Below are 23,968 nucleotides of genomic sequence, written 5' to 3' on the forward strand. Positions count from 1 at the left end.
CATGCAGAACGCGCACACTAGGCCACCTCCATGCTGGCCCGCGCCTGATCCAGAAGCCGCCCCGCCTCTGATCCCTGTAGCTTGGCAATGTCGTCCTGATACTTGAGCACCGCACCAAGCGTATCGGCAATCACCTCCGGACTCAGCGTCAGAACATCCAGCGCCAACAGGCACTTGGCCCAGTCTATCGTCTCGGCCACGCCGGGTTTCTTGAACAGGTCTTCGGTGCGCAACTGCTGGACAAAGGCCACGATCTCGCGGCTCAACGCCTCTGCCGCCTCCGGTGCCCGCGCCTGAAGGATCGCGATCTCGCGCTCGAAATCGGGGTAGTCTACCCAATGATAGAGACACCGCCGCTTCAGCGCGTCATGCACCTCGCGCGTCCGGTTCGACGTCACGATCACGATCGGCGGTTCGGGCGCTGCAATCGTGCCGATTTCCGGGATCGTCACCTGGAAATCGCTCAACGCCTCCAAGAGAAACGCCTCGAACGGCTCGTCCGTGCGGTCCAGCTCGTCGATCAGCAACACTGGCGCGCCCGCCGGATCAGGCCGCATCGCCTGCAACAGGGGCCGCTCCACAAGGTAGTCCGGCCCGAACAGTTCCGCGTTCAACACCTCGCGATCCGCGCTGCCGCTCGCCTCTGCCGTGCGGATCGCCACCATCTGCGCGGCAAAGTTCCACTCGTAAACCGCGCTTGACGCATCCAGCCCCTCATAACACTGCAACCGGATCAAACGACGGCCCAGCGCCGCCGCAATCGCCTTGGCAATCTCGGTCTTGCCAACGCCCGCCTCCCCCTCAAGGAACAGGGGCCGCCCAAGGCGCAGCGACAGGAACACCACCGTCGCAAGCGACCGCCCGCAGACATAGCCCTCTTCGCCAAGTGCCGCCTGCACCGCGTCTATCGAATTGAAATCCTGCATCCTGCCCCCTCTCTCTCGCTTCAAAGGCTGCCCGATGCCCGCCCCCGCGGTCAAGGCGCTGAAGCCCCTGCATTGCTGGCAAAATTTCCAATTTTCGCCGCAATGTCCCAATAGTGATAAATCAAAAGGTATCCCCATCGGCGTATTCGCCAAGTGACGTGGGGGAAAGGGTTAAGAGCATGCAAGACGCACCAAACGGTTTCGATACCCCCATGCTGGGATTGAAACCCGCAGAGTGGATTGAAAAACTGGAAGAAATTGCCGAGGAACACGGCTACTACCAGCCGCTTGGCGCGCATCACCACAGCACCTTTGTCGAAGACAAGCCGCTGCTGCTCGTGACCTTTGAAACCATCGAATCGATTCAAGACCGCGCCGACACCGGCCAGCCCTTGGGCTTTGAACTGGTGCGCGAACTGGGCTGGTCGCACCTGTGCATCCTGTCCGAAGGCCAAAGCTGGTTCCGCGATCCGGCGGTCTTTGCCTATTTCGACCGCCTCGTCGATGATGGCTTTTTCGACGAATTCGAACGCGTGATCTTTTACGGTGCCGGCCCCGGCTGTGCCTATGCCGCCGCCACCTATTCGGTCTGCGCCCCCGGTGCCACGGTTGTCGCCCTGCAACCCCAGGCCACCCTTGATCCGCAACTGACCGGCTGGGACACCCGCTTCCGCAACATGCGCAAGACCTCTTTCACCACCCGCTACGGCTATGCTCCCGACATGACCGAGGCCGCCGAAAAGGTCTTTATCTGCTATGACCCGATGGAGCGCGAAGACGCGATCCATGCCGCCCTGTTCCGCGCCGAGAACACCACGCTCTTGCCACTGCCCAACATGGGCGACCGCCTCGAGGATGATTTCTTCGAGATGCAGATCCTGTTCCGCCTGCTGGCCAAGGCCGGCAAGGGCGAACTGGATGCCCGCGCCGCCCACCGCCTGTTCCGCGCGCGCCGCACCCATGTGCCCTACCTCGACCGCCTGCTTCTCGCCATCGAGAAACAGAAGCGCCCGCTGCTCAAGGCCTACCTCTGCGCCAACGTCGTTCAACGCCTTGACGCCCCCCGTTTCCGACGCAAGTTGGAACTGCTGGAAAACGCAGCCTCGCGCGGCAAACTGGCGGGCTGACGCACAGAACACCCCCCCGAAAATCGGCGCTTTTTCGCACCGCCCCACTGGCGCGGCGCATCGCTTTTGTGTATGGCCCAAAAGCATGAGCACCACCCTGACAATCGCCCGCCCCGACGACTGGCACCTGCACCTGCGCGACAGCGCCATCCTGCAGACCGTCCTGCCGGAAACCGCCCGCCATTTTGCCCGTGCCATCGTCATGCCGAACCTGGTTCCGCCCGTCGTGACCGGTGCACAGGCCGCCGCCTACCGCGAGCGCATCATGGCCGCGCTGCCCGAAGGCATGACCTTCCAGCCGCTGATGACGCTCTACCTGACCGAGGACACCGATCCCGAAGACGTCGCCGCCGCCCACGCCAGCGGACTTGTCACCTCGGTCAAGCTCTACCCGGCCGGGGCCACCACCAATTCCTCTTCGGGTGTCACCAACTTCGACAAGGTCCGCCCCGTGCTCGAGAAGATGGCCGAGATCGGCTGCCCGCTCTGTGTTCACGGCGAAGTCACCGACCGCGACATCGACATTTTCGACCGCGAAGCCGTGTTCATCGACCGCGTCCTCGACCCGATCCGCAAGGCCACACCGGGCCTGCGCGTCGTGATGGAACACATCACCACCAAGAACGGCGCAGACTATGTGCTGGCCAACGATAAGGACCTTGGCGCGACGATCACGGTCCAGCACCTGATCCTGGATCGCAACGACATGCTGGTGGGCGGGATGCGTCCGCACTACTACTGCCTGCCGATCCTGAAACGCCGCGAACACCGCGAAGCCCTCATGGCCGCGGCCACCTCGGGCGACACACGTTTCTTCCTCGGCACCGACAGCGCCCCGCACCCGACCCACGCCAAAGAGGCCGAATGCTGCGCCGCGGGCTGTTTCACCGCCCCCAACGCCCTGTCGATCCTTGCCCAGACCTTCGAACAGGCCGGCGCGCTGGACAAGCTCGAAGGCTTCACCTCCTTGCACGGCCCCGCCTTCTACGGCCTGCCGGTCAACACGGACACCATCACCCTGACCAAGGGCGACACCGAAGTGACCTACCCCAAGGCCCTGCAGGCGGGCGAGCACACCGTCACCGTCTTCGACCCCGGCTTCCCGCTCTACTGGAGCGTCACCTCATAGGAAATTCTTTTATAAGAATTTCCCAAAGGCAGAATTTTCGCGAAAATTCTGCCCCCACAAAGGACAGACAGATGATCCCCACCTCCTATCCCTCGCAAGAAGAAATCGCCCGCCTGACCGCGCGTATGCTGCTGGAAATCGGCGCGGTGAACTTCAACACCGATGAGCCCTACACCCTGGCCTCCGGCCTGCCGTCGCCCTCCTATATCGACTGCCGCAAGCTGATCTCCTTCCCGCGCATCCGCAGCACGCTGATGGACTTCCTGACTGTCACCGTCATGCGCAACGCGGGCTTCGAGGCCTTCGACAACATCGCCGGTGGCGAAACCGCGGGCATCCCATTTGCCGCATTGGTAGCCGAACGTATGGCCCTGCCCATGACCTACGTGCGCAAGAAACCCAAAGGCTATGGCAAGAACGCCCGCATCGAAGGTGCCATGAGCGAAGGCGAACGCGTGTTGCTGGTCGAAGACCTCACCACCGACGGCGGCTCCAAGCTGAGCTTCGTCGACGCCATCCGCGACACCGGTGCCACCTGTGGTCACACCGCGGTGATCTTCTACTACGACATCTTCCCCGAAACCACGAAGACACTGGGCGATCACGGCGTTGATCTGCACTATCTCTGCACCTGGTGGGACGTCCTCGCCGAGGCCCGCGCCCAAAAGGCCTTTTCCGAGGAAACCCTTGCAGAAGTTGAAAACTTCCTGAAATCGCCCCGCGAATGGCAGGAAGCCAACAAGAAAGGCTGACCCTCGGTCAGCCACACCTAGCGCAAATTTTCTGATCGCGGCCTGTTAATATTCTGTGGAGAACTCCTCCGCAGAATCACAGGCTGCCGGCCAGATATTGTGGAAACTCACTCCAGACACTCGAAATCTGGTGCAATCTGTGCTATCCACAATTCTATCCACAAGGTTCAGCACCGGTTTTCCACAAGACTTTCAACGTGGAAAATCCCGTTAAACTTCCGTAGAACTCTCCCTCAGGGACAGTGAGTAAAAAATGAACGAAATCGCAGCTATCAATCCGACCGGCGAGTCGACAGACGCCGATCCGATGCCGCATTCCATCGAGGCCGAGCAGCAGCTTCTGGGGGCGATCCTCACCAACAATGACATCTTCGACCGCGTCGCTTCGGTGATCACGGCCGACCATTTCTACGATCCCGTCCACGCTCGGATCTATGAAATCGCGGCCGCCCGCATCGCCAAGAACGCGCTGGCCTCGCCGGTAACGCTGAAGGCCTTTCTCGAAGATGACGAGGGTCTGAAGGAGCTGGGCGGCCCCGCCTACCTCGCACGTCTGGCCGGGGCCGCCATCTCGTCTTTCGCCGCCCGCGACTATGCGCAGATGATCTATGACATGGCGATCCGCCGTGAACTCATCGGTCTGGGCGACAACATCTCGACCTCGGCACGCAAGGCCGATATCAAACTCGAGCCGCGCGAACAGATCGTGCAGGCCGAGCAGGCGCTCTACAAACTGTCCGAGCAGGGCCAGACCGAGCGGGGCTTCGTCTCCTTCCTGAAAGCGGTGACAGAAGCGGTCAACACCGCCAACGCCGCCTATCAGCGTGACGGCGGCCTCGCCGGTATCTCCACCGGTCTGATCGACCTTGACAAGAAACTCGGCGGCCTGCATCCCTCCGACCTTCTGATCCTCGCCGGTCGTCCCTCGATGGGGAAAACCTCGCTGGCCACCAACATCGCCTTCAACGTCGCCAAGGCCTACAAGAAGGGCATCAAGCCCGACGGCTCCGAAGGCGCGGTCGAAGGCGGCGTGGTCGGCTTCTACTCGCTCGAAATGAGCGCCGAACAGCTGGCATCGCGTATCCTCTCCGAGGCCGCCGAAATCCCCTCGGAACAGATCCGTAAAGGTGACATGACCGAGGCCGAGTTCCGCCGCTTCGTCGATGCCGCCAAATCGCTCGAGGCCTGCCCGCTCTACATCGACGACACCCCCGCCCTGCCCATCGCGCAGCTGGCGGCCCGTGCCCGTCGCCTCAAGCGGACCCACGGCCTTGATCTGCTGATCATCGACTACCTCCAGCTCTGCCGCGGTACCGCCGACAACCGGGTTCAGGAGATCGCCGAAATCTCGATGGGCATGAAGGCCATCGCCAAGGAACTGAACATCCCGGTGATCGCCCTGTCCCAGCTGTCACGGACCGTGGAAAGCCGCGACGATAAACGCCCGCAGCTGTCAGACCTGCGTGAATCGGGCTCGATCGAACAGGATGCAGACGTGGTGATGTTCGTGTTCCGCGAAGAATACTACGTGGAACGGGAAAAACCCTCGGATGACCGGCTCGAGGAAATGGCCGCCTGGCAGGAGCGCATGGAACGCCTGCACGCCAAGGCCGAAGTCATCCTCGGCAAACAGCGTCACGGCCCCATCGGCACCGTGGAACTCTCCTTCGAGGGCCGCTTCACCCGCTTCGGCAACCTCGTCAAACCCTGGCAGCAGGACGGCGCAGACGAAGGCTTCTGATGTCACGCCCCCTGCTGATCCTGCACATCGGCTCGCAAAAGACAGGCTCCACGGCCATTCAATCCGCCCTGGACGCCTGTCCCCAAAGCCTTGCCCAAAGCGGCCTGCGCTTTGCCACCGCGGGGCGCAACCACATTTCGCACAACCGCATGTGGCAGGCCTTTGTCGCCAACCGCCCGCGCCCGCCCTTCCTGCGCCTGCGCGAGGAACTCAAGGCCAACCCCGACCACACCCATATCCTGTCCTGCGAAATGTTCCTGCGCCCCGAAGTCGCGCAGGTCTTCACCCGCTTCCTTTCCGCCCCGCAACGCGCCCGCACCCGCGTGATTGTCTACCTGCGCAGGCAAGACGAATACTTCGAGGCGATGTACAAACAGCACCTCAAGAGCGGGCGTTTCAAGGGCGATGTCGCCGCCTATCGTGCCTTTCTGGGCGACCGCCTCGCCTATGCCCCGATCCTCGACGCCTTTGACACCGCCTTTGGCCGCGAAAACCTGATCGTCGTGCCTTACGAACGCAGCGAATTTCCGGGAGGCAACGTGGTGGCGGATTTCGCCCACCATATCGGCTGGCACACCCCTCCGACAGAGGCGCTTGGTTCGGGACAGACCAACGCCTCGCTCGCCCTGCCCTATTGTCAGGCGCTTGGCACCTTCTCCGACCTGACACCACCCGTCCGTCGCCACCTGATCCGCGCCCTGATCGCCGATCCCTCTGGTAAAACACTGGCCAGCAACGATTGCCTCACTCCCGAAGAGCGCGCCGCAATGCTTGCGGAATTTGCCGACGACAACGCCCGCACCTGCGCCACGTGGACCAAGGGGCGCACAACCCTGTTCTCAGAACCGATCACAACCACCGCCACACCCGCCATCTCTCTTGACGCGGCCCGCGCCCATATCGAAACCTTGCTCCCGACGGCCCGCGCCGCGCTGGACACGCCAACCTGACGAGAGCCCCATGACCGAATTCACCGAAATCCCCGTGATCGACGCCAGCGCCCTGCACGAGGGCGACCAGACCACCCTCATTTCGGACTTCCGCGCCGCCTATGGCACAACGGGCTTTGGCTATATCGTCAACCACGGCATCGACCCCGCACTGGTCGACGCGGTCTTCGAAGCTTCCCGCCGCTTCCACGCCCTTCCGATGGCACAGAAACTTGCGATCAAGGTAGACCGCACCCATCGCGGCTATATCCCCATCGACAGCTCGACCGACGTGAACTCGCAACTGGCCGATGTGACCAAACCCAACCAGTCCGCCAGCTTCATGATGATGCGCGAAGACAGCGCCGCCGATCCAGACCTGTACCTCTCCGGCCCAAACCAATGGCCAGACCTCGACGGCTTTCGCGACACGCTGACCGCCTATGCCGAACAGCTTTCCCATCTCGGCCATGCCCTCATGCAGGTCGCCCTCAAGGCCGCGGGCGTAACCGACACCGCGATCATGTCCGCCTTCGATACCCCCACCATCTGGCTGCGCCTCCTGCACTACCCGCCGTCACCAGCCGCCGCACCAGACGATCTCTATGGCTCGGCCCCGCACACCGATTTCGGCTGCCTCACCATCCTTGCCCAGGACGATGTCGGCGGTCTTCAGGTCCGCACCCCCGGCGGCGATTGGGTCGATGCCCCACGCATCCCCGGCAGTTTCGTGGTCAACGTCGGCGACATGCTGCACCGCCTCAGCAACGGTCGCCTGCTCTCCACACCACACCGCGTGATCAACCGCTCTGGCCGCGAACGCTTTTCCTGCCCGTTCTTCTATGATCCCAACGTCGCCACCACCATCGCGCCCCTGCCCGGCACCGGCACACCCCGCTTTGATCCGATCCGCTTTGATACCTTCCTGCGCGGCGAACTCGAAGCCGCATATGATGCCCATAAACCAACCACGACATGACACCCCGGCACCGCCATTGACGCAGGGAAGTCGCGTCATCGGCACCCTTTCTCCCATGCGCCCGCTTTCCCCTTGACCTTGTCCCCAACACCGTCAAAAACGACCGCATGGCTACCGCGACACTGACAATCGACCTCAACGCCCTGACCTCCAACTGGCGGGCACTGGATGCAATGACAGCCTGCGAGACCGCAGCCGTGGTCAAGGCCGACGGCTATGGCCTTGGCGCCGACCGCGTCGCCCGCGCTCTGGCCAATGCGGGCGCCCGCAAGTTCTTTGTCGCCGCCACCGAAGAAGGCGCCGCCCTGCGCCAGGCGCTGGGTCCGGGGCCGGAAATCTGTGTGTTCTCGGGTCACATGGCCGGTGACACCGACATGATCTCCGATCTGCAACTCACCCCGATGCTGAACTCGCTCGACCAGATGCTGCGCCACTTCGAGGCCCTGCCCGGCGCGCCCTTCGGCATCCAGCTTGATACCGGCATGAACCGCCTCGGGATGGAGCCCCACGAATGGGCCGCCGTCCGCGACATCGCGATCGAACAGGGCCCGACACTGATCATGTCGCACCTTGCCTGTGCGGACGATCCCGAACACCCGATGAACCCGCACCAGCTTGCGGTGTTCCGGGAAATGACCGACGGCCTCGACGTGCCCCGCTCGCTGGCGGCCACCGGCGGGATTCTGCTTGGCCCCGACTACCACTTCGACCTCACCCGCCCCGGCGTCGGCCTCTATGGCGGCATGCCCTATGTCGAAGCCACCCCGGTTGTCACCCTCGACATCCCTGTGATCCAAGTGCGCGAGGTCGCCCCCGGCGAAACCGTCGGCTATTCCAACACCTGGACCGCCGAACGCCCCTCTCGCGTTGCCACCATCGCCGCCGGCTACGCTGACGGCCTGATCCGCGGCATGGGCGGGGAAGCCTGGGTCCACGCCGGGGAAACCCGCTGCAAGATCATCGGCCGGATCTCGATGGACATGATCGGCGTCGACATCACCGACGCCACCAGCGATCCCGCCTCCGTGGAACTGATCGGCCAGCACCAGTCGGTCGACACCCTGGCCGACTGGGCCGGCACCATCGGCTATGAAATCCTCACCTCGATGGGCGCACGTTATTACCGGCGGTACAAGTCATGATCCTCGTGACGCCCCTAGCGGCCCTCGGCCGCGCCACCATCAGCGTCTTTGCCACAATCGGGCGTGTCGCGCTCTTTGCGCTTGCCGCACTCACCCACATCCTCCGCCCGCCTTTTTATGGCCGCGAATTCGCCGTCGCCCTTCTCAACATCGGCTGGCTGTCGCTGCCCGTGGTCGGCCTCACCGCCATCTTCACCGGCGCCGCCCTCGCACTGCAAATCTACGACGGCGGCTCGCGCTTCTCGGCCGAAGCCGTGGTGCCCCAGATCGTCGCCATCGGCATGGTGCGCGAGCTTGGCCCTGTACTTGTCGGCCTCATGGTCGCCGCCCGCGTGACCTCTTCGATCGCCGCCGAGATCGCCACCATGAAGGTAACCGAACAGATCGACGCGCTGACCACCCTGTCGACCCACCCCATGAAATACCTCGCCGCCCCCCGCGTGCTGGCCGCCCTCCTCGTGGTGCCCGCGCTGGTCGGCATCGGCGACATCATCGGCATCTTCGGCGGCTTTGTCGTCGGCACCCAGCAACTGGGCTTCAACCCGGCCACCTACATCACCAACACCGTCGACTTCCTGCAACGCTCCGACGTGATCTCCTCGCTGATCAAGGGCTCGGTCTTCGGCGGCATCGCCGCCACCATGGGCTGCTACTTCGGCATGCACTCCGGGCGCGGCGCTCAGGGCGTGGGCGCAGCCACCAAGGCCTCGGTTCAGGCCGCCGCCGTGCTGATCCTCGCCGCCAACTTCCTGCTCACCTCGATCTTTTTCGTGTCATGAACCGCGGCCTCACCCTCCTTGCCCTCGGCACCCTCGCCGCCTGCGGCCCGCCCCCGTCGGGCCTCGATCCCGTGCTAGTGCACTACAACTTCTACAAGGACTACGAGAGCCGCGAGACCGCCCTCAACAAGGCCTTCGCAAAACACCTCTCCGGCCGCTCCCGCCCCGAGGCCATCGCCCGCCTGCAGGACTTCGGCTTCTTCTGCACCACAACCTCCTGCAGCCTTGAAACCCACCACAAGGAAACCTGGGCCGAGAAACACTTCGGCATCAGCAACAGCGCCAGGGGCATGCGCAACCACCACGCCACCTGCTACGTGGTCACATTCACCGGCGATCCGCAAACCGACCCCACGGCCCTCACCGCCCGCAGAAGTCACCAGACAACCCAGCGCCCCTGGACCCAACCGCAAGAGCCGCCCCAACCCTGCGAGGTCTCGCAATGATCACCTTCGACAACGTCCACAAGGCCTTTGGCCCCAAGAAGGTTCTGCGCGGCGTCAACCTGCACGTCCCCAAGGGCGAATCCATGGTCATCATCGGCGGCTCCGGCACCGGCAAATCGGTGACCCTGAAATGCGTCCTCGGCCTCCTGTCCCCCGATCAGGGCACCATCACGGTGGATGGCAAGGACGCCACCAAGGGCGACCGCGATGCCTTCCTCGCCCGCTTTGGCATGCTGTTCCAGGGCGGTGCCCTCTTCGACAGCCTCACCGTCTGGCAGAACGTCGCCTTCCGCCTGCTGCGCGGCTCGCTGAAACGCCCCAAGGACGAAGCCCGCGACATCGCCATCGAGAAACTGCGCCGTGTCGGCCTCACGCCTGATGTGGCCGATCTCTTCCCCTCCGAACTCTCCGGCGGCATGCAGAAACGTGTCGGCCTCGCCCGCGCCATCGCCGCCGAGCCGGAAATCATCTTCTTCGACGAACCCACCACCGGGCTTGATCCGATCATGTCCGGCGTCATCAACGACCTGATCCGCGAAATCGTGGTCGAGATGGGCGCCACCGCCATGACCATCACCCACGACATGTCCTCGGTCCGCGCCATCGCCGACAAGGTCGCCATGCTGCACGACGGCGTCATCCAATGGACCGGCCCCGTCGCCGACATGGACAATTCCGGCGATCCCTACCTGACCCAGTTCATCTCCGGCAGCGCCGAAGGCCCGATCGAGGCGGTACGCTAAACCGGTCCCTGACCGGTACAGGCTTCAATGCACCCCAAATACTCCCGCCGGAGGCGCCCCAAACGCGGCCCTCACGGCTCTATCCCGCCCGGCGCCGCCAATGCCACCGCGACACTTCGTTAACCTCGCCGCCACCGCACGGCCCGGTAACCCCGCAAACCCCGGCAGATCGCACCTCCGCAATACCGACGTAATACCGACGTGATACCGCAGCACAAAATCCCGTGCTTCCAACGCGTTAACCCTGATTCCCCCGGAAATGACACCGACGCACGCAATCCTCCCCCTTGCGCGCTGTCACCCCACGGCCTAGCTCTTCAACATGACGCTCCGCATTGCCAACCTCGCCCTTCTGGTCCTGTTTCCCATCGCATGGTTCGCCCCGCTGCTGCACGCGGGACTCCTGCCGATCTTCGGCCTCAGCGAAATCTCCATCATCTCCGGCCTGCAATCGCTGTGGGACACCGATCCGGCGCTGGCCCTGCTGGTCACCTTCCTCGCCATCTTCGCGCCCTATATGAAAACCATCGGTCTCGCGCTGGTCCACTTCGGCCTGATGCGGCGCAAGGTGGTTCCGGCCCTTGAAATCCTTGGCAAACTGGCGATGGCCGATGTCTTCCTGATCGCGCTCTACGTGGTCATCGTCAAAGGCGCGGGCCATGTCACGGTACAGACAGGCTGGGGTCTTTACGTCTTTACAGGCGCAATTCTCGCCTCTATCGCGATAAGCCATTTGACGCGCCGCCGATAAGGGGGCAAAACGAGAACATGGCAAAATCAAAAACCCAGTTCTCCTGTTCCGCTTGCGGCAGTATCACCTCTAAATGGTCCGGCCGATGCGAGGCCTGTGGCGAATGGAACACCATCTCGGAAGAGACCCCGCTCTCCTCCGGCCCCTCCTCGACCGCCCTTGGCACCGCCAAGGGCCGCACCATCCCGCTGACCGACCTGCGGACCGAGGAAACCCCGCCCCCCCGCACCCACTCCGGCCTTGGCGAACTCGACCGCGTCCTCGGCGGCGGACTGGTGCCGGCAAGCGCCATCCTCGTGGGCGGTGATCCGGGTATCGGCAAGTCGACGCTGCTCTTGCAGGCCGCATCACAATTCGCCCGTAGTGGTCTGAAAACAATATATGTTTCCGGCGAAGAGGCCTCGGCCCAGGTGCGTATGAGGGCCCAGCGCCTTGGCCTGACCGAGGCCCCGGTCCAGCTCGCCTCGGAAACCAATCTGCGCGATATTCTCACCACGCTGGAGGCGGAAAAACCCCAGCTGGCCATCATCGACTCGATCCAGACCATGTGGTCCGACAACGTCGGCTCTGCCCCCGGATCGGTCTCGCAAGTCCGTGCCGCCGCCCACGAGCTGACCTCCTTTGCCAAGCGCAAGGGCATGGCCGTGATCCTCGTGGGTCACGTCACCAAAGAAGGCCAGATCGCCGGCCCCCGCGTTGTCGAACACATGGTCGACACGGTGCTCTATTTCGAAGGCGAACGCGGCCACCAGTTCCGCATCCTGCGCGCCGTCAAGAACCGCTTCGGCCCCGCAGATGAGATCGGCGTCTTCGAAATGACGGGCGGTGGCCTCAGCGAGGTGCTGAACCCCTCCGCCCTGTTCCTGTCCGACCGCGGCGAACCCTCGCCCGGCTCGGTCGTCTTTGCCGGCATCGAAGGCACCCGCCCCGTACTGATCGAACTTCAGGCTCTGGTCGCCCCCTCGCCACACTCGCAACCCCGGCGCACGGTGGTCGGCTGGGACGGCGGCCGCCTCGCCATGATCCTCGCCGTGCTCGAGGCCCGCTGCGGCATTCCTTTCACCGGTCTCGACGTCTATCTCAACGTCGCGGGCGGCATGAAGATCAACGAACCCGCCGCCGACCTTGCAGTTGCAGCCGCCCTTTTGTCTGCCCGCGAAGATAGCGCCCTGCCCGCCGATACGGTGGTTTTTGGCGAAATCTCCCTCTCAGGTGCCCTCCGCGCCGTCGGCCAGACCGAAAACAGGTTGAAAGAAGCGCAAAAACTTGGTTTCACAACGGCAATCGCTCCGAAAGGCGGCAAATCACCGGCAATTGACGGCATGAGCCTCAACCGTGTTGGCGATCTGGCAGGCTTTGTCGGGGACGTGTTCGGAGCAGGATAGCCGCGACAGGCGGCAACAGGGACGGGACAGGTATGGAAGGTTTCACGGTTATCGACGGCGTTGTCGCAGGCGTCATCATCATCTCGGCACTGCTGGCATACAGCCGCGGCCTCGTCCGCGAAGGCATGGCCATCGTCGGCTGGATCGCCGCCGCCATCCTCGCCTTCATGTTCGCCCCGCAGGTCGAACCGCTGGTCAAGGAAATCCCGGTCGTTGGCGAATACCTCGCCGACAGCTGCGAACTCTCGATCATCGCCTCCTTCGCCATCGTTTTCGCCCTGTCGCTGGTGATCGTCTCGCTGTTCACCCCGCTGTTTTCTTCGCTGGTGCAACGCTCGGCGCTTGGTGGCATCGATCAGGGGCTCGGCTTCCTCTTCGGTGTGCTGCGCGGCATTCTTCTCGTCGCCATCGCCTTCTTCGTCTACGAAACCATTGCCACCTCGCAGGCCATCCCCATGGTCGACGACAGCCGCTCGGCCGCCGTCTTCAGCCGCATGACCGACCAGATCGAAGACCGCGATCCGGCGCAGGCCCTTGGCTGGATCACAACCCAATACGAAGAGCTGGTTGGCGTCTGCGGTCAATAAAACCCGCCCCATCGCTTTCAAGGCCTGCGCCCCGCGCGGGCCTTTTTCTTTGCGCAACGTAAAAAAATACCTCCGCATTGGTTTTACCGATTGGTTAGAAAAGCGTCATCTGCCTGTGCCTTTTCAGGATGATCTCTTGTCCATCGACAATGGAGTTCCTCATGAAACCAACATTTGCAGCCCTGACTGCCACGGCCTTCACCGCCATGGCGACCCTCGCTTCTGCCAGCGACATCCACGTCGGCCCGCGCCCGCTCTACCTCGTGGACCGCATGCCCGAAGGTGAGCTGAAACAACAGCTCGCCGCCTGCGCCACCACCCCCCTGAAGCGCACCGATTTTTCCATCGGTCACCGCGGAGCCCCCCTGCAGTTCCCCGAGCACACCGTTGAATCCAACCGTGCAGCGGCCCGCATGGGTGCCGGCATCCTGGAATGTGACGTGACCTTTACCAAGGACAAGGAACTGGTCTGCCGCCACGCCCAAAACGACCTGCACACCACCACCAACATCCTCGCCAGCCCGCTGGCCGACACCTGCATCGCGCCTTTCGCACCGGCCTCTGGCGACCAGAACGCCAAGGCGGAATGCCGGACCTCGGAAATCACCCTGGCCGAATTCCGCACCCTGCGCGGCAAGATGGACGCCGCCGACAAATCGGCCACCACGGTCGAGGCCTACATGGACGGCACCGCCAACTGGCGCACCGATCTCTACTCGGTCGAAGACGGCACCCTGATGACCCACGCCGAGTCGATCGAACTGTTCAAATCGCTGGGTGCCAAGTTCACCCCGGAACTGAAATCCCCTTCGGTCGAAATGCCCTTTGATGGCTTCACCCAGGAAATGTACGCCCAGAAGCTGATCGACGAATACAAGGCCGCCGGCATCCCTGCCAGCGACGTCTTTGCCCAGTCCTTCAACCTCGACGACGTGCTCTACTGGATCAAGAACGAGCCCGAATTCGGCAAGCAGGCGGTCTTCCTCGACGGTCGCTACAACGTCGAAACCTTCGACCACATGGACCCCGCCACCTTTGAGCCTTCCATGCAGGAGCTCAAGGATATGGGCGTGAACTACATCGCCCCGCCGATGTGGATGCTGGTCACCACCGAAGGCGACAAGATCGTTGCCTCGCCCTACACCAAAGCAGCCAAGGATGCCGGTCTCAAGATCGTCACCTGGACCCTCGAACGCTCCGGCCCGCTCACCAACGGCGGCGGCTGGTACTTCCAGTCGGTCAAGGAAACCATCGACACCGACGCCGACTACTTCACCATGCTGCACGCCCTGCATGAGGAAGTGGGAATCGAAGGCATCTTCTCGGACTGGCCCGCAACAGTCACCTACTATGCAAGCTGCATGAATCTGAACTGATCCCACCTGATGTGATCACGGACGCGGCCCTTTCCGGGGCCGCGTCGAATATGCACAACACCGCGACACTTCTGATTGTGATCCTTTCGTGACATACTGCGCGCGACCCCTTAAGAGGGGCCTCGAAACACGCCACACGGATTCGGAGCACCCACCTTGTCCAGCCCTATGCCACCTGCCGAAGGGGTCGTCGCACATCCGACGAAACGCACCTTCGCATCCGGCACCAAGACGGCACACAAGGCCCTCCCCCTCTTCAGCGTGAAGCATGTGGCCGACAAGACTTCGGCCTCTCCCTTCAAAGCCCCGTGTCTGAGACACAGCCAACGTGAAATTGGAGCCAACCTATGTGCGGGATTCTAGGCATTGCAAGCCGGACCGATGAGGTCTTTGCGGAAATCTACGATGGCTTGCTGATGCTTCAGCACCGGGGTCAGGATGCCTCGGGCATCGTGACCTACACCGGCGAGAACTTCCGCGAGCGCAAGGAAAACGGCCTCGTCAAAGACGTCTTCCAACCCTCCGACGCCGAAACCCTGCGCGGCCATATCGGCATGGGCCATGTCCGCTACCCCACCGCCGGCTCGCTCAGCGCCTCCGAGGCCCAGCCGTTCTTCGTGAACGCGCCCTACGGCATCTACCTCGTGCACAACGGCAACATCACCAACACCGAGGAACAGCGCGAAAAGGTCACGGAAAAATACAGCCGCCACCTGCGCACCACCTCCGACTCGGAAATCCTGCTGAACGTCCTCGCCGACAAGGTGGCCGACGCCATCAAGGTGAACGGCAACGCCGATCCGATCCGCAATATCTTTGCCGGCGTGAAAATGACCATGGAACGGGTTCAGGGCGCCTATTCGGTGATCTGCCTGATCGCTGGTGTCGGCATGCTCGCCTTCCGCGACCCGCACGGCATCCGCCCGCTTTCTGTCGCCAAACGCGACGCAGACGGTGACGGCGATGACTATGCCTTCGCCTCCGAAGACGTGGCCTTCGGCATCAACGGCTTCGAAAAACTACGCGACCTGAAACCGGGCGAAGCGATCCTGATCGACCTCGACGGCAACAAGCACGAATTCCAGGCCGTCGAAGGCAAGCTCACGCCTTGTATCTTCGAATATGTCTACCTCGCCCGTCCCGACTCGCTGCTCGACGGGATCTCGGTCTACAAGACCCAGATGCGCATGGGTCAGGCCCTCGCCAAGCAGATCCAGGACTCCGACCTCCAGATCGACCGTATCATCCCGGTTCCCGACAGCGCCCGCCCGGTTGCGCTCGAGGTCGCCAAGGCCACCGGCATCCCCTACCGTGAAGGCCTCGTCAAAAACCGCTATGTCGGCCGCACCTTCATCATGCCCGGTCAGGCCGAGCGCCAGAAATCCGTACGCCGCAAGCTCAACGCGATCCCGCTCGAGTTCAAGGATCACAATGTCCTGCTGATCGACGACTCGATCGTGCGCGGCAACACCATCAAGAAGATCGTCCAGATGTGCCGCGAAGCCGGTGCCAAGAAGGTCTATATCGCCTCCGCCTCGCCGCCGGTGAAATACCCCAACGTCTACGGCATCGACATGCCCACCAAGCACGAGCTGATCGCCAACGGCCAGACCATCGAGGAAATCCGCGAGGAACTCGGCGCAGATGCCCTGTTCTACCAGAACCTCGACGATCTGATCTGGGCGGCACAGGAAGGCAACCCCGAGATCGACACCTTCGACTGCTCCTGCTTCGACGGCAACTACATCACCGGCTCGGTGTCGCCCGACTATCTCGAAGCCCTCGAAAGCAGCAGCCGCGTCAGCAAGAAGATCAAGGACATGCCGCAACCCGGCGCTTCCTGGAACGCGCCCGCCGCGGCCTCGCACGGCTAGGGGAACAGGGCGATGAACCTTCTCGCCCTCGACGCCCGCTGGCGGCGTCTGCACGATGAAACCCGCGTCTGCCCGCAAAGCGGACGCCGGTTCAACGGCATCTTCGACATCGGCTACGACCACCCCGACAGCTGGCCGCATGGCGATCTGGCCGAAGCGGGCGCCCCGGACCTCCAGGTCGGCGAAGATCGCCTCTCCAGCGATCTCTGCCGCATCGATGAGGACCGTTTCCTCAAATGCGTCCTCCCCCTGCCGATCCGCGGCAGCGACGAGGTGTTCTTCTTTGGCCCCTGGGCCAGCGTTCCGCCCGACACCTTTTATGCCTATATCGACGAGGCTACCGGCGCCGCCGACGGGTTCGAAGGCGGAGAGGCCTGGCTGATGAACGATCTGCCCGGTTTCGAAAGCGAAGATCCGATCGCCTGCGCCCTGCAACCAGGCGATGCTGGCCAGCGCCCCGTGCTGATCGCCCTCTCCGGCCCCCTGGCCGAGGCCCAAGAAAACGGCATCTCCTTTGATCAGCTGCTCGACATCTACGCCGCCTCCGGCGACGATATTCGCCCGTTCCTGATGGCCGACTGACGCTCCAACGCGCCAGCCCCCCTTGTTTCATTAGGATTTCAGCACGAATCCGCCCAAAATTGCTGCATCGCGGCAATTTCCCGCCATCTGCCCCTTGCGCTTTGCACGCACGCCTTCTAACTGCGCGCCCCTGCCCCATATGGGGCCAGAGTAACAACGGCAGATCACCACTCACATGACCGACACCCCCGACAACGTGGCCGCGCTGGCCACCGACAAAGGCGTGCTGAAAAACCGCGCCCGCCTGACCCTGATCGGGATCATGGGCCCGGAAACCAACCTGCGCGCCCTGTTCCTCCTGCCCTCGGGCCGCACCCTCTCGGCAGGGCGTGACGACAAGACCCCGATGGGCCGCCTCGTCGGCGTCGATGGCACCAGCGTCACCCTCCAGCGCGGCGACAAGACCACGCGCCTGCACCTGCCGGGCTGACCGGCTTCAATGCACCGCAAATACTCCCGCCGGAGGCGCATCTCTCCGCAGGCTCCCACCGCCGCAATACCGACGGGATACCGACGCGATGCAGATCGGCAAATTCGCCCCCTTGACCTTTGCCGCACAAGGGCGCACACCCTCCCCATGACCGAGAAACTAGCCCTGATCACCGGCGCCTCCCGCGGCCTTGGCGCGGCCTTCGCCGAAGCCCTCGCCCCCGAATACCACATCGTCGCCGTGGCCCGCACCACCGGCGCGCTCGAGGAACTGGACGACAACATCCAGGCCAAGGGCGGCAAGGCCACGCTGGCCCCGATGGACATCACCAATATCGATGCGATGGCCCAACTCTGCCGCTCGATCCATGATCGCTGGGGCAAGGTCGACCTCTGGGTCCACAGCGCCGTCCACGGTGCGCCGCTCACCCCGACCAACCACATCGACCAGAAAGATCTCGACAAGGCCGTGTCGATCAACGTGACCGCCACCGGACGCCTGATCCCCTTCCTGTCACCGCTGCTTGGCGATACCGGCCACGCTGTCTTTTTCGAAGACGACCGCGCCGGCCAAAAGTTCTTCGGCTCCTACGGTGCCACCAAGGCCGCGCAGATCGCGCTTGCCCGCAGCTGGCAGGCCGAAACCGTGAACACCGGCCCGCGTGTGTCGATCCTGTCGCCAAACGGCATGCCCACCGGCACCCGCGCCCGTTTCTTCCCCGGCGAAGACCGCGAGAGCCTGAGCAACCCGCGCGACGAGGCCGCCCGCCTTCTGGCCACCCTCGACCTCTGATCGCCCGTCACACGACGCAATTCAGGCCCCGGATCGCGCAACTGGTCCGGGGCTTTTTCATGCCCGCCGCACCCGCATTCCCCCCTCAATGCGGCACCGGCCTTTAGCGCCGGTTAAAACCCGCCACAAAACGCGCCGTTTCCCTTGCCCGTCACGGCCTGGCCCCCTAGACAGAATGCAACGAACCACTGAGGTCAGCACCGGGGGCAGCCATGCGCATTCTCATCACCAACGACGACGGTATCAACGCACCGGGCCTCAAGGTCATGCACGACATCGCCACCGAACTGGCCGGCCCCGACGGCGAAGTCTGGACAGTCGCCCCCGCCTTCGAACAGTCCGGCGTGGCGCATTGCATCAGCTATACCCACCCGACCATGATCGCCAAGATGGGCGAGCGTCGCTTTGCCGCCGAAGGCAGCCCCGCCGACTGCGTCATGGCCGGCATTCACGACGTGATGAAGGACAACCCGCCCGATCTTGTCCTCTCGGGCGTCAACCGCGGCAACAACTCGGCGGAAAACGCGCTCTATTCCGGCACCCTCGGCGGCGCCATGGAAGCGGCCCTCCAGGGCCTGCCCGCGATGGCGCTCTCGCAATACCTCGGGCCTGAAAACTACGAGATCGAAAACCCCTTCGAAGCCTCTGCCAAATACGGTGCCGAGGTGATCCGCAAGATCCTCGACGCCACGCCCCCCAACCCAAGCGACTATGGCCTGTTCTACAACGTGAACTTCCCGCCGGTCCTCGCCGCCAACGTCAAGGGCACCCGCGTCGCCACCCAGGGCCTGCGCAAGGGCACCTGTTTCTCGGTCGAAGCCCAGGCCTCGCCAACCGGCCGCCGCTTCCTCTGGGCAAAGGGCGGCAACCAGCGCATCCAGACCGCACCCGGAACCGATGCCGCCGCCAACCTCGACGGCTACATCTCGGTCACCCCGATGCGCGCCGACCTCACCGCCCATGACGCGCTCGACGCCCTGAAAGCCATCGAATGACCGACAACGCCGCCGCAGAACTCAAGATGCAATTCATGTTCGCCCTACGCAGCAAGGGCGTCACGGATCAGCGTGTTCTGACGGCAATGGAAACCATCGACCGCGCCCCCTTCGTGCGCGGCATCTTTTCCGAACGCGCCTATGACGACACACCGCTGCCCATTGCCTGCGGCCAGACCATCTCGCAACCTTCGGTGGTTGGCCTGATGACACAGGCGCTTGACGTGCAGCCACGCGACAAGGTGCTCGAAGTGGGCACCGGGTCCGGCTACCAGGCCGCCATCCTCAGCCAGCTTGCCCGCCGCGTCTATACCATCGACCGTCACCGCCGCCTCGTGCGCGAAGCCCGCGCGGTGTTCGAAGCGATGGACCTCGCCAATATCACCACGCTGTCCGGCGACGGCAGCTTCGGCCTGCCCGATCAGGCCCCCTTTGACCGCATCATCATCACCGCCGCCGCCGAAGACCCGCCCGGCCCCCTCTTGGCCCAGCTCAAGGTCGGCGGTATCATGGTGGTACCCGTCGGTCAGTCGGACGCGGTCCAGAGCCTCATTCGTGTGCATCGCACCGAAACCGGCTTTGATTACGAAGAACTGCGCCCCGTGCGCTTTGTTCCGCTGATCGAAGGCCTTGCCCCCGATAGCTGATCTGGGGCATAGGCACCTATAACAGAGGCGCAAACGCCCGATCCTGGTACCAGTGCATTAACGCCTTCCGCGAAATCAAGACGTGGCCGGCATTTGAGGATATCGAGATGGCACCTTCGCAGAAACGTATTCCCGCGCGGCTTATGATGGCCGGTCTGGCGCTTGGCCTTGTGGCCGCTTGCGAGGACGGGTTCGACATCGACCTGCGCGGCGGGCTCGGTGCGGGGCTGGACACCACGACCGCCGCCAAGGCCGCCACCGCCGACCGCCCGCGCCCCGATCGCCGCGGCATCATCTCTTATCCGAACTACCAGGTCGCCGTGGCCCGTCGTGGCGACACCCTGAACGACGTGGCCGAACGCATCGATATGCCGGTCGAGGACCTGGCCCGCTACAACGGCATCCGCGCCGAAGACGAATTGCGCCGGGGCGAGATCGTGGCCCTGCCCTACCGCGTAGCCGAACCCTCGCCCGAAACCGGTGGCCGCGGTGTGGTTACCGCCCCCGAGGGCGTCGACATCGCCGCGCTGGCCGGTAACGCGCTGGACAGCACCGCGCCGTCCACCCCGGTCAGCACCGAGCCGCTGCAACCGGCCCCCAAGAACGCGCCCAAGGGTGAAACCGGGTTCGAGCCGATCCGACACAAGGTCCGCCGTGGCGAAAGTGCCTTCACCATCTCGCGCCTCTACAACGTGACGCCACGCGCGTTGGCAGAATGGAACGGCCTCAACAGCGATTTCACCATCCGCGAAGGTCAGATCCTGCTGATCCCGCCGGTTGACGCCAATGCGAAATCCGCTGCCAAGCCCGCCGCCGCGGCGACGGTCACGGCCCCAGGTCAGGGCACGCCCACACCGACCCCGCCCAGTTCGACCAAGCCCCTGCCGGCCGCCGAAGCCCCGGTCAAGACGCCGCCCGCCCCCGATCTCGGCAAGGCGCAGAACACATCGACCTCCAAGATGGGCTATCCGGTTGATGGCAAAATCATCCGCCCCTACGCCAAGGGCAAGAACAACGGCATCGACATCTCCGCCCCCGCCGGCAGCCCGGTAAAGGCCGCCCGCGACGGCAAGGTCGCCGCCATCACCACGGATGCCGACAACGTGCGCATCGTCGTCGTGCGCCACGATGGCAACCTGATGACGGTCTACTACAACGTCGATGGCGTGAAGGTGGACAAGGGCGCCAATGTCAAACGCGGCCAGACCATCGCGGCCGTGCCCAAGAAAGACAACTTCGTGCATTTCGAGGTTCGCAAAGGCTTCGACTCGGTCGATCCGATGCCCTACCTCAAGTGATCCCGGCCCGTCCCGGACAGTGTCCGGGACACCTGCCTCAGATCGTCACGCCACGCCGACCGGCAAGATCGATGAAATACTGCCAGGCCACCCGACCCGACCGCGACCCGCGCGTGGCCTGCCATTCGATGGCCTCCGCCCAGAGCGTCTCCTCGTCGATCTCGACACCATATTCCCCGCAATAGCCGCGGATCATCTCGAGATATTCATCCTGCGAACAGGGATGGAAACCCAGCCACAGCCCGAAACGGTCCGAAAGCGAGACCTTCTCTTCCACGGCCTCCGACGGGTTGATCGCCGAAGAGCGTTCGTTCTCGATCATGTCACGCGGCATCAGGTGGCGCCGGTTCGACGTGGCATAAAAGACCACGTTGTCAGGCCGTCCCTCGATCCCGCCATCCAGCACCGCCTTGAGGCTCTTGTAGTGCTGGTCGTCATGGCTGAACGACAGGTCGTCACAGAACAACAGGAACCGCTCGCCACTGTCGCGCAACAGGTTCAACAGGCGCGATACACTCGGCAGGTCTTCCCGCTGCAATTCCACGATCTTCAACCCCAGCCCCTGGCGCAGCACCTCGGCATGGACCGCCTTCACAAGCGAGGATTTCCCCATCCCGCGCGCGCCCCACAACAGGGCGTTGTTGGCCGGCAGACCGCGTGCGAATTGCAGGGTATTCTCCAAAAGCGTATCCCGCGACCGGTTCACTCCGACCAGCAGGGACAGATCAACGCGGTTCACCTTGGCCACCGGTTCAAGACGGTCCGGCGCAACATGCCAGACAAAGGCATCCGCAGCCGCAAAATCAGGGGCCGCCATCGGTGCCGGCGACATCCGTTCCAACGCCTCGGCAATGCGGGTCAACGCGCTCTCATCCATGTTCTGGCCTCCATCGTTCTCTGACGCTTGTCAAACCACGTTCCGACAGCCTCGGCAAGCCAGAGACGCACCCTTCCGCACTCGAAGCCCCCTCGCTTCAATGCACCCCAAATACTCCCGCCGGAGGCACCTGCCCCCTCCCCCGAAAACAGCATCAAGGCTCCTGCCCCCAACGCTTCCACACAGAAAAAAACGCGCCGTCTCCGGCGCGTCTTTCCATCTCATCTCAACAAGGCCTATTTCTTGTCGTCCTCGTCGAATTCCTTCATCAGCGGATCGTCGAACTCTTCTTCCTCGTCCTCGAACCACACGCCCTCGGCCTGAAGCTTGGCCTTGCGGGTCTTCTCGACCCGACGCACGAGGAAGATCGACACCTCGTAAAGACCATAGACCACGGTGAACAGGATCAGCTGGGTCACCACATCCGGCGGCGTCACCAGCGCGGCCAGCACCAGGATGCCAACCATCGCGTATTTCCGTACGCTGCCCAGGCCATCCGCACTCACCAGACCGGCCTTGCCCATCAGGGTCAAAAGCACCGGCAGCTGGAAACACAGGCCAAAGGCCAGGATGAATTTCAGCGTGATATCAAGGCTTTCGTTGACCTTACCAAAGAAGGTGACACGGATACCTTCCTGCGTTTCAGGCACGGCAACCACTTCGCCCGGCACTTCCGGCGTTGCCCCCGACATCAGGTTGGCAAAGATCGAACTCACATCGGCAAAGCCAAGAAAAAAGGCCATCGCCAGCGGTGTCACGACGAAATGCGCAAAGGTCGCGCCCAGCAGGAACATGAAAGGCGAGGCAATCATGAAGGGCAGGAACGCCCCCCGCTCGTTGCGATAAAGCCCCGGTGCCACGAACCGCCACATCTGGAAGGCAATGACCGGAAAGGCCATCGCGAAGCCAAAGACAAGCGAAATGCGGAACAGAGTGAACAGGTATTCCTGCGGCGAGGTATATTGCAGCGTCGGCGAAGGATCCCCCAGCGCCCGCAACGAGGCCTCGATCGGGGCCAAGAGGAAGTTCAGGATATGCACGGCGATGAAATCGCCACCGATCGGGATAAAGCAGATGCTGACACCGACCAGCAGGGCCAGAACCGACCGGATCAGGCGCGTACGCAGTTCCGCAAGGTGCTCGATGAGCGGCGCGGACGTATCGTCGATGTCGTCTTGGCTACTCATGCCTCATCCTCTGTCGTTTCGCTGCTCTTGCGCGCGGCCTCGGCACGGGCGCGTGCCTTGGCGGCCGCCTCTTCGGCTTCCCTGGCCTCGGTCTCAAGACGCTCCTGCGCCTTCTTCTCCATCGCTTCCTTGACCTTGCGGTTGTCTTCCGCCCGCTTGGCCGCAAGCTTTCCGGTCTCGCTGTCAGGATTGATGTCGACCGCCGACTTGGCCGTGTCCTTGACCGCATCCGCCGCCGTCTGCAACGGGTTGGCGATCTTGTTCATACCCTGTGTCGCGCCCTTGAGCGTGTCAGTCACATCCTTCACGCCCGCCTGGTCAGCCGCCTGGTTCATGGCGCTGGAAAACTCGCGCGCCATGCCCTTGGCCTTGCCGACAAACTGGCCCACACGACGGAACAGGATCGGCAAATCCTTTGGCCCCACAACAATCAGCGCAACAACGCCGATCACCAGGAGCTCGGCCATACCGAGATCAAACATGGCGCTTCAGCC

The 23,968-nt window shown here is 63.3% G+C and carries 25 protein-coding genes; 21 read left to right on the forward strand and 4 right to left on the reverse strand.

Translation table 11 applies throughout. The annotated features are described in order from the left end of the window. Positions 1-17: 17 nt before the first annotated feature. Positions 18-926 carry an AAA family ATPase gene (locus tag ABWV42_RS02120; RefSeq protein ID WP_255105473.1) on the reverse strand — a complete coding sequence of 303 codons (909 nt, stop codon included), beginning with the start codon at positions 924-926 and terminating at the stop codon, positions 18-20. A gap of 179 nt (positions 927-1,105) precedes the next feature. Between ABWV42_RS02120 and ABWV42_RS02125 the strand changes: the two genes are divergently transcribed. From ABWV42_RS02125 to ABWV42_RS02225, 21 genes are all read left to right on the forward strand, one after another. Further along, a complete protein-coding gene (locus ABWV42_RS02125) occupies positions 1,106-2,053 on the forward strand; it encodes a phosphoadenosine phosphosulfate reductase (RefSeq protein ID WP_353338697.1) in 948 nt (315 codons plus the stop codon). An 85-nt stretch (positions 2,054-2,138) separates the two neighbouring features. Continuing rightward, a complete protein-coding gene (gene pyrC, locus ABWV42_RS02130) occupies positions 2,139-3,182 on the forward strand; it encodes a dihydroorotase (RefSeq protein WP_353338698.1) in 1,044 nt (347 codons plus the stop codon). 71 nt (positions 3,183-3,253) lie between these two features. Continuing rightward, the gene (locus ABWV42_RS02135) at positions 3,254-3,934 is read left to right on the forward strand and encodes an orotate phosphoribosyltransferase (RefSeq protein ID WP_255105465.1); all 681 of its coding nucleotides are present in this window, start codon (positions 3,254-3,256) and stop codon (positions 3,932-3,934) included. A 253-nt stretch (positions 3,935-4,187) separates the two neighbouring features. Further along, a complete protein-coding gene (locus ABWV42_RS02140; protein ID WP_255105464.1) occupies positions 4,188-5,675 on the forward strand; it encodes a replicative DNA helicase in 1,488 nt (495 codons plus the stop codon). Further along, a complete protein-coding gene (locus tag ABWV42_RS02145; protein ID WP_353338699.1) occupies positions 5,675-6,625 on the forward strand; it encodes a hypothetical protein in 951 nt (316 codons plus the stop codon). The genes ABWV42_RS02140 and ABWV42_RS02145 overlap by 1 nt, the downstream gene beginning before the upstream one ends. Before the next feature lie 10 nt (positions 6,626-6,635). Beyond that, complete coding sequence (locus tag ABWV42_RS02150; RefSeq protein ID WP_353338700.1) at positions 6,636-7,583, forward strand: isopenicillin N synthase family dioxygenase; 948 nt, start codon at positions 6,636-6,638, stop codon at positions 7,581-7,583. 107 nt (positions 7,584-7,690) lie between these two features. Further along, positions 7,691-8,725 (forward strand): alanine racemase, encoded by a 1,035-nt coding sequence (gene alr / locus ABWV42_RS02155; protein WP_353338701.1) that lies wholly within the window; start codon positions 7,691-7,693, stop codon positions 8,723-8,725. Next, on the forward strand, positions 8,722-9,504 hold the full coding sequence (locus ABWV42_RS02160; RefSeq protein ID WP_255105456.1) for an MlaE family ABC transporter permease: 783 nt from the start codon (positions 8,722-8,724) through the stop codon (positions 9,502-9,504). Before alr ends, ABWV42_RS02160 begins: the two co-directional genes overlap by 4 nt. Next, positions 9,501-9,950 carry a hypothetical protein gene (locus tag ABWV42_RS02165; protein ID WP_353338702.1) on the forward strand — a complete coding sequence of 150 codons (450 nt, stop codon included), beginning with the start codon at positions 9,501-9,503 and terminating at the stop codon, positions 9,948-9,950. The genes ABWV42_RS02160 and ABWV42_RS02165 overlap by 4 nt, the downstream gene beginning before the upstream one ends. Continuing rightward, a complete protein-coding gene (locus tag ABWV42_RS02170) occupies positions 9,947-10,693 on the forward strand; it encodes an ABC transporter ATP-binding protein (protein WP_255105452.1) in 747 nt (248 codons plus the stop codon). The genes ABWV42_RS02165 and ABWV42_RS02170 overlap by 4 nt, the downstream gene beginning before the upstream one ends. 322 nt (positions 10,694-11,015) lie before the next feature. Then, the gene (locus ABWV42_RS02175; protein ID WP_353338703.1) at positions 11,016-11,444 is read left to right on the forward strand and encodes a paraquat-inducible protein A; all 429 of its coding nucleotides are present in this window, start codon (positions 11,016-11,018) and stop codon (positions 11,442-11,444) included. 17 nt (positions 11,445-11,461) lie between these two features. Beyond that, positions 11,462-12,829 carry a DNA repair protein RadA gene (gene radA, locus ABWV42_RS02180; protein WP_353338704.1) on the forward strand — a complete coding sequence of 456 codons (1,368 nt, stop codon included), beginning with the start codon at positions 11,462-11,464 and terminating at the stop codon, positions 12,827-12,829. A 32-nt stretch (positions 12,830-12,861) separates the two neighbouring features. Beyond that, positions 12,862-13,416, forward strand: a complete 555-nt coding sequence (locus ABWV42_RS02185; protein WP_255105446.1) for a CvpA family protein — start codon at positions 12,862-12,864, stop codon at positions 13,414-13,416. Between the two features lie 161 nt (positions 13,417-13,577). After that, positions 13,578-14,792 carry a glycerophosphodiester phosphodiesterase family protein gene (locus ABWV42_RS02190; RefSeq protein WP_502930933.1) on the forward strand — a complete coding sequence of 405 codons (1,215 nt, stop codon included), beginning with the start codon at positions 13,578-13,580 and terminating at the stop codon, positions 14,790-14,792. A 347-nt stretch (positions 14,793-15,139) separates the two neighbouring features. Further along, on the forward strand, positions 15,140-16,666 hold the full coding sequence (purF, locus tag ABWV42_RS02195; protein ID WP_353338705.1) for an amidophosphoribosyltransferase: 1,527 nt from the start codon (positions 15,140-15,142) through the stop codon (positions 16,664-16,666). A gap of 12 nt (positions 16,667-16,678) precedes the next feature. Then, complete coding sequence (locus tag ABWV42_RS02200; RefSeq protein ID WP_353338706.1) at positions 16,679-17,248, forward strand: DUF2199 domain-containing protein; 570 nt, start codon at positions 16,679-16,681, stop codon at positions 17,246-17,248. 175 nt (positions 17,249-17,423) lie between these two features. Continuing rightward, positions 17,424-17,678: a hypothetical protein gene (locus tag ABWV42_RS02205; protein WP_255105437.1), complete on the forward strand. Its 255-nt coding sequence runs from the start codon at positions 17,424-17,426 to the stop codon at positions 17,676-17,678. A 147-nt stretch (positions 17,679-17,825) separates the two neighbouring features. After that, positions 17,826-18,470 carry an SDR family NAD(P)-dependent oxidoreductase gene (locus ABWV42_RS02210; RefSeq protein ID WP_353338707.1) on the forward strand — a complete coding sequence of 215 codons (645 nt, stop codon included), beginning with the start codon at positions 17,826-17,828 and terminating at the stop codon, positions 18,468-18,470. Positions 18,471-18,682: 212 nt separating this feature from the next. Beyond that, a complete protein-coding gene (gene surE / locus ABWV42_RS02215; RefSeq protein ID WP_353338708.1) occupies positions 18,683-19,465 on the forward strand; it encodes a 5'/3'-nucleotidase SurE in 783 nt (260 codons plus the stop codon). Next, complete coding sequence (locus ABWV42_RS02220) at positions 19,462-20,112, forward strand: protein-L-isoaspartate(D-aspartate) O-methyltransferase (RefSeq protein ID WP_353338709.1); 651 nt, start codon at positions 19,462-19,464, stop codon at positions 20,110-20,112. The genes surE and ABWV42_RS02220 overlap by 4 nt, the downstream gene beginning before the upstream one ends. 107 nt (positions 20,113-20,219) lie before the next feature. Further along, positions 20,220-21,410, forward strand: a complete 1,191-nt coding sequence (locus ABWV42_RS02225; RefSeq protein WP_255105428.1) for a peptidoglycan DD-metalloendopeptidase family protein — start codon at positions 20,220-20,222, stop codon at positions 21,408-21,410. A 37-nt stretch (positions 21,411-21,447) separates the two neighbouring features. Here ABWV42_RS02225 and ABWV42_RS02230 read toward each other — a convergent pair whose 3' ends face one another. The 3 genes from ABWV42_RS02230 to tatB all read right to left on the reverse strand — a co-directional run bounded on the left by ABWV42_RS02230 (position 21,448) and on the right by tatB (position 23,956). Then, on the reverse strand, positions 21,448-22,287 hold the full coding sequence (locus tag ABWV42_RS02230; protein ID WP_353338710.1) for an ATP-binding protein: 840 nt from the start codon (positions 22,285-22,287) through the stop codon (positions 21,448-21,450). Between the two features lie 236 nt (positions 22,288-22,523). Next, entirely contained in the window at positions 22,524-23,474 is a 951-nt protein-coding gene (gene tatC / locus ABWV42_RS02235) for a twin-arginine translocase subunit TatC (protein ID WP_255105423.1), read from the reverse strand. After that, on the reverse strand, positions 23,471-23,956 hold the full coding sequence (gene tatB, locus ABWV42_RS02240; protein ID WP_353338711.1) for a Sec-independent protein translocase protein TatB: 486 nt from the start codon (positions 23,954-23,956) through the stop codon (positions 23,471-23,473). The genes tatC and tatB overlap by 4 nt, the downstream gene beginning before the upstream one ends. Positions 23,957-23,968: the final 12 nt, after the last annotated feature.

The sequence above is a fragment of the Pelagimonas sp. KU-00592-HH genome, assembly GCF_040369695.1.
Lineage (GTDB): Bacteria > Pseudomonadota > Alphaproteobacteria > Rhodobacterales > Rhodobacteraceae > Shimia.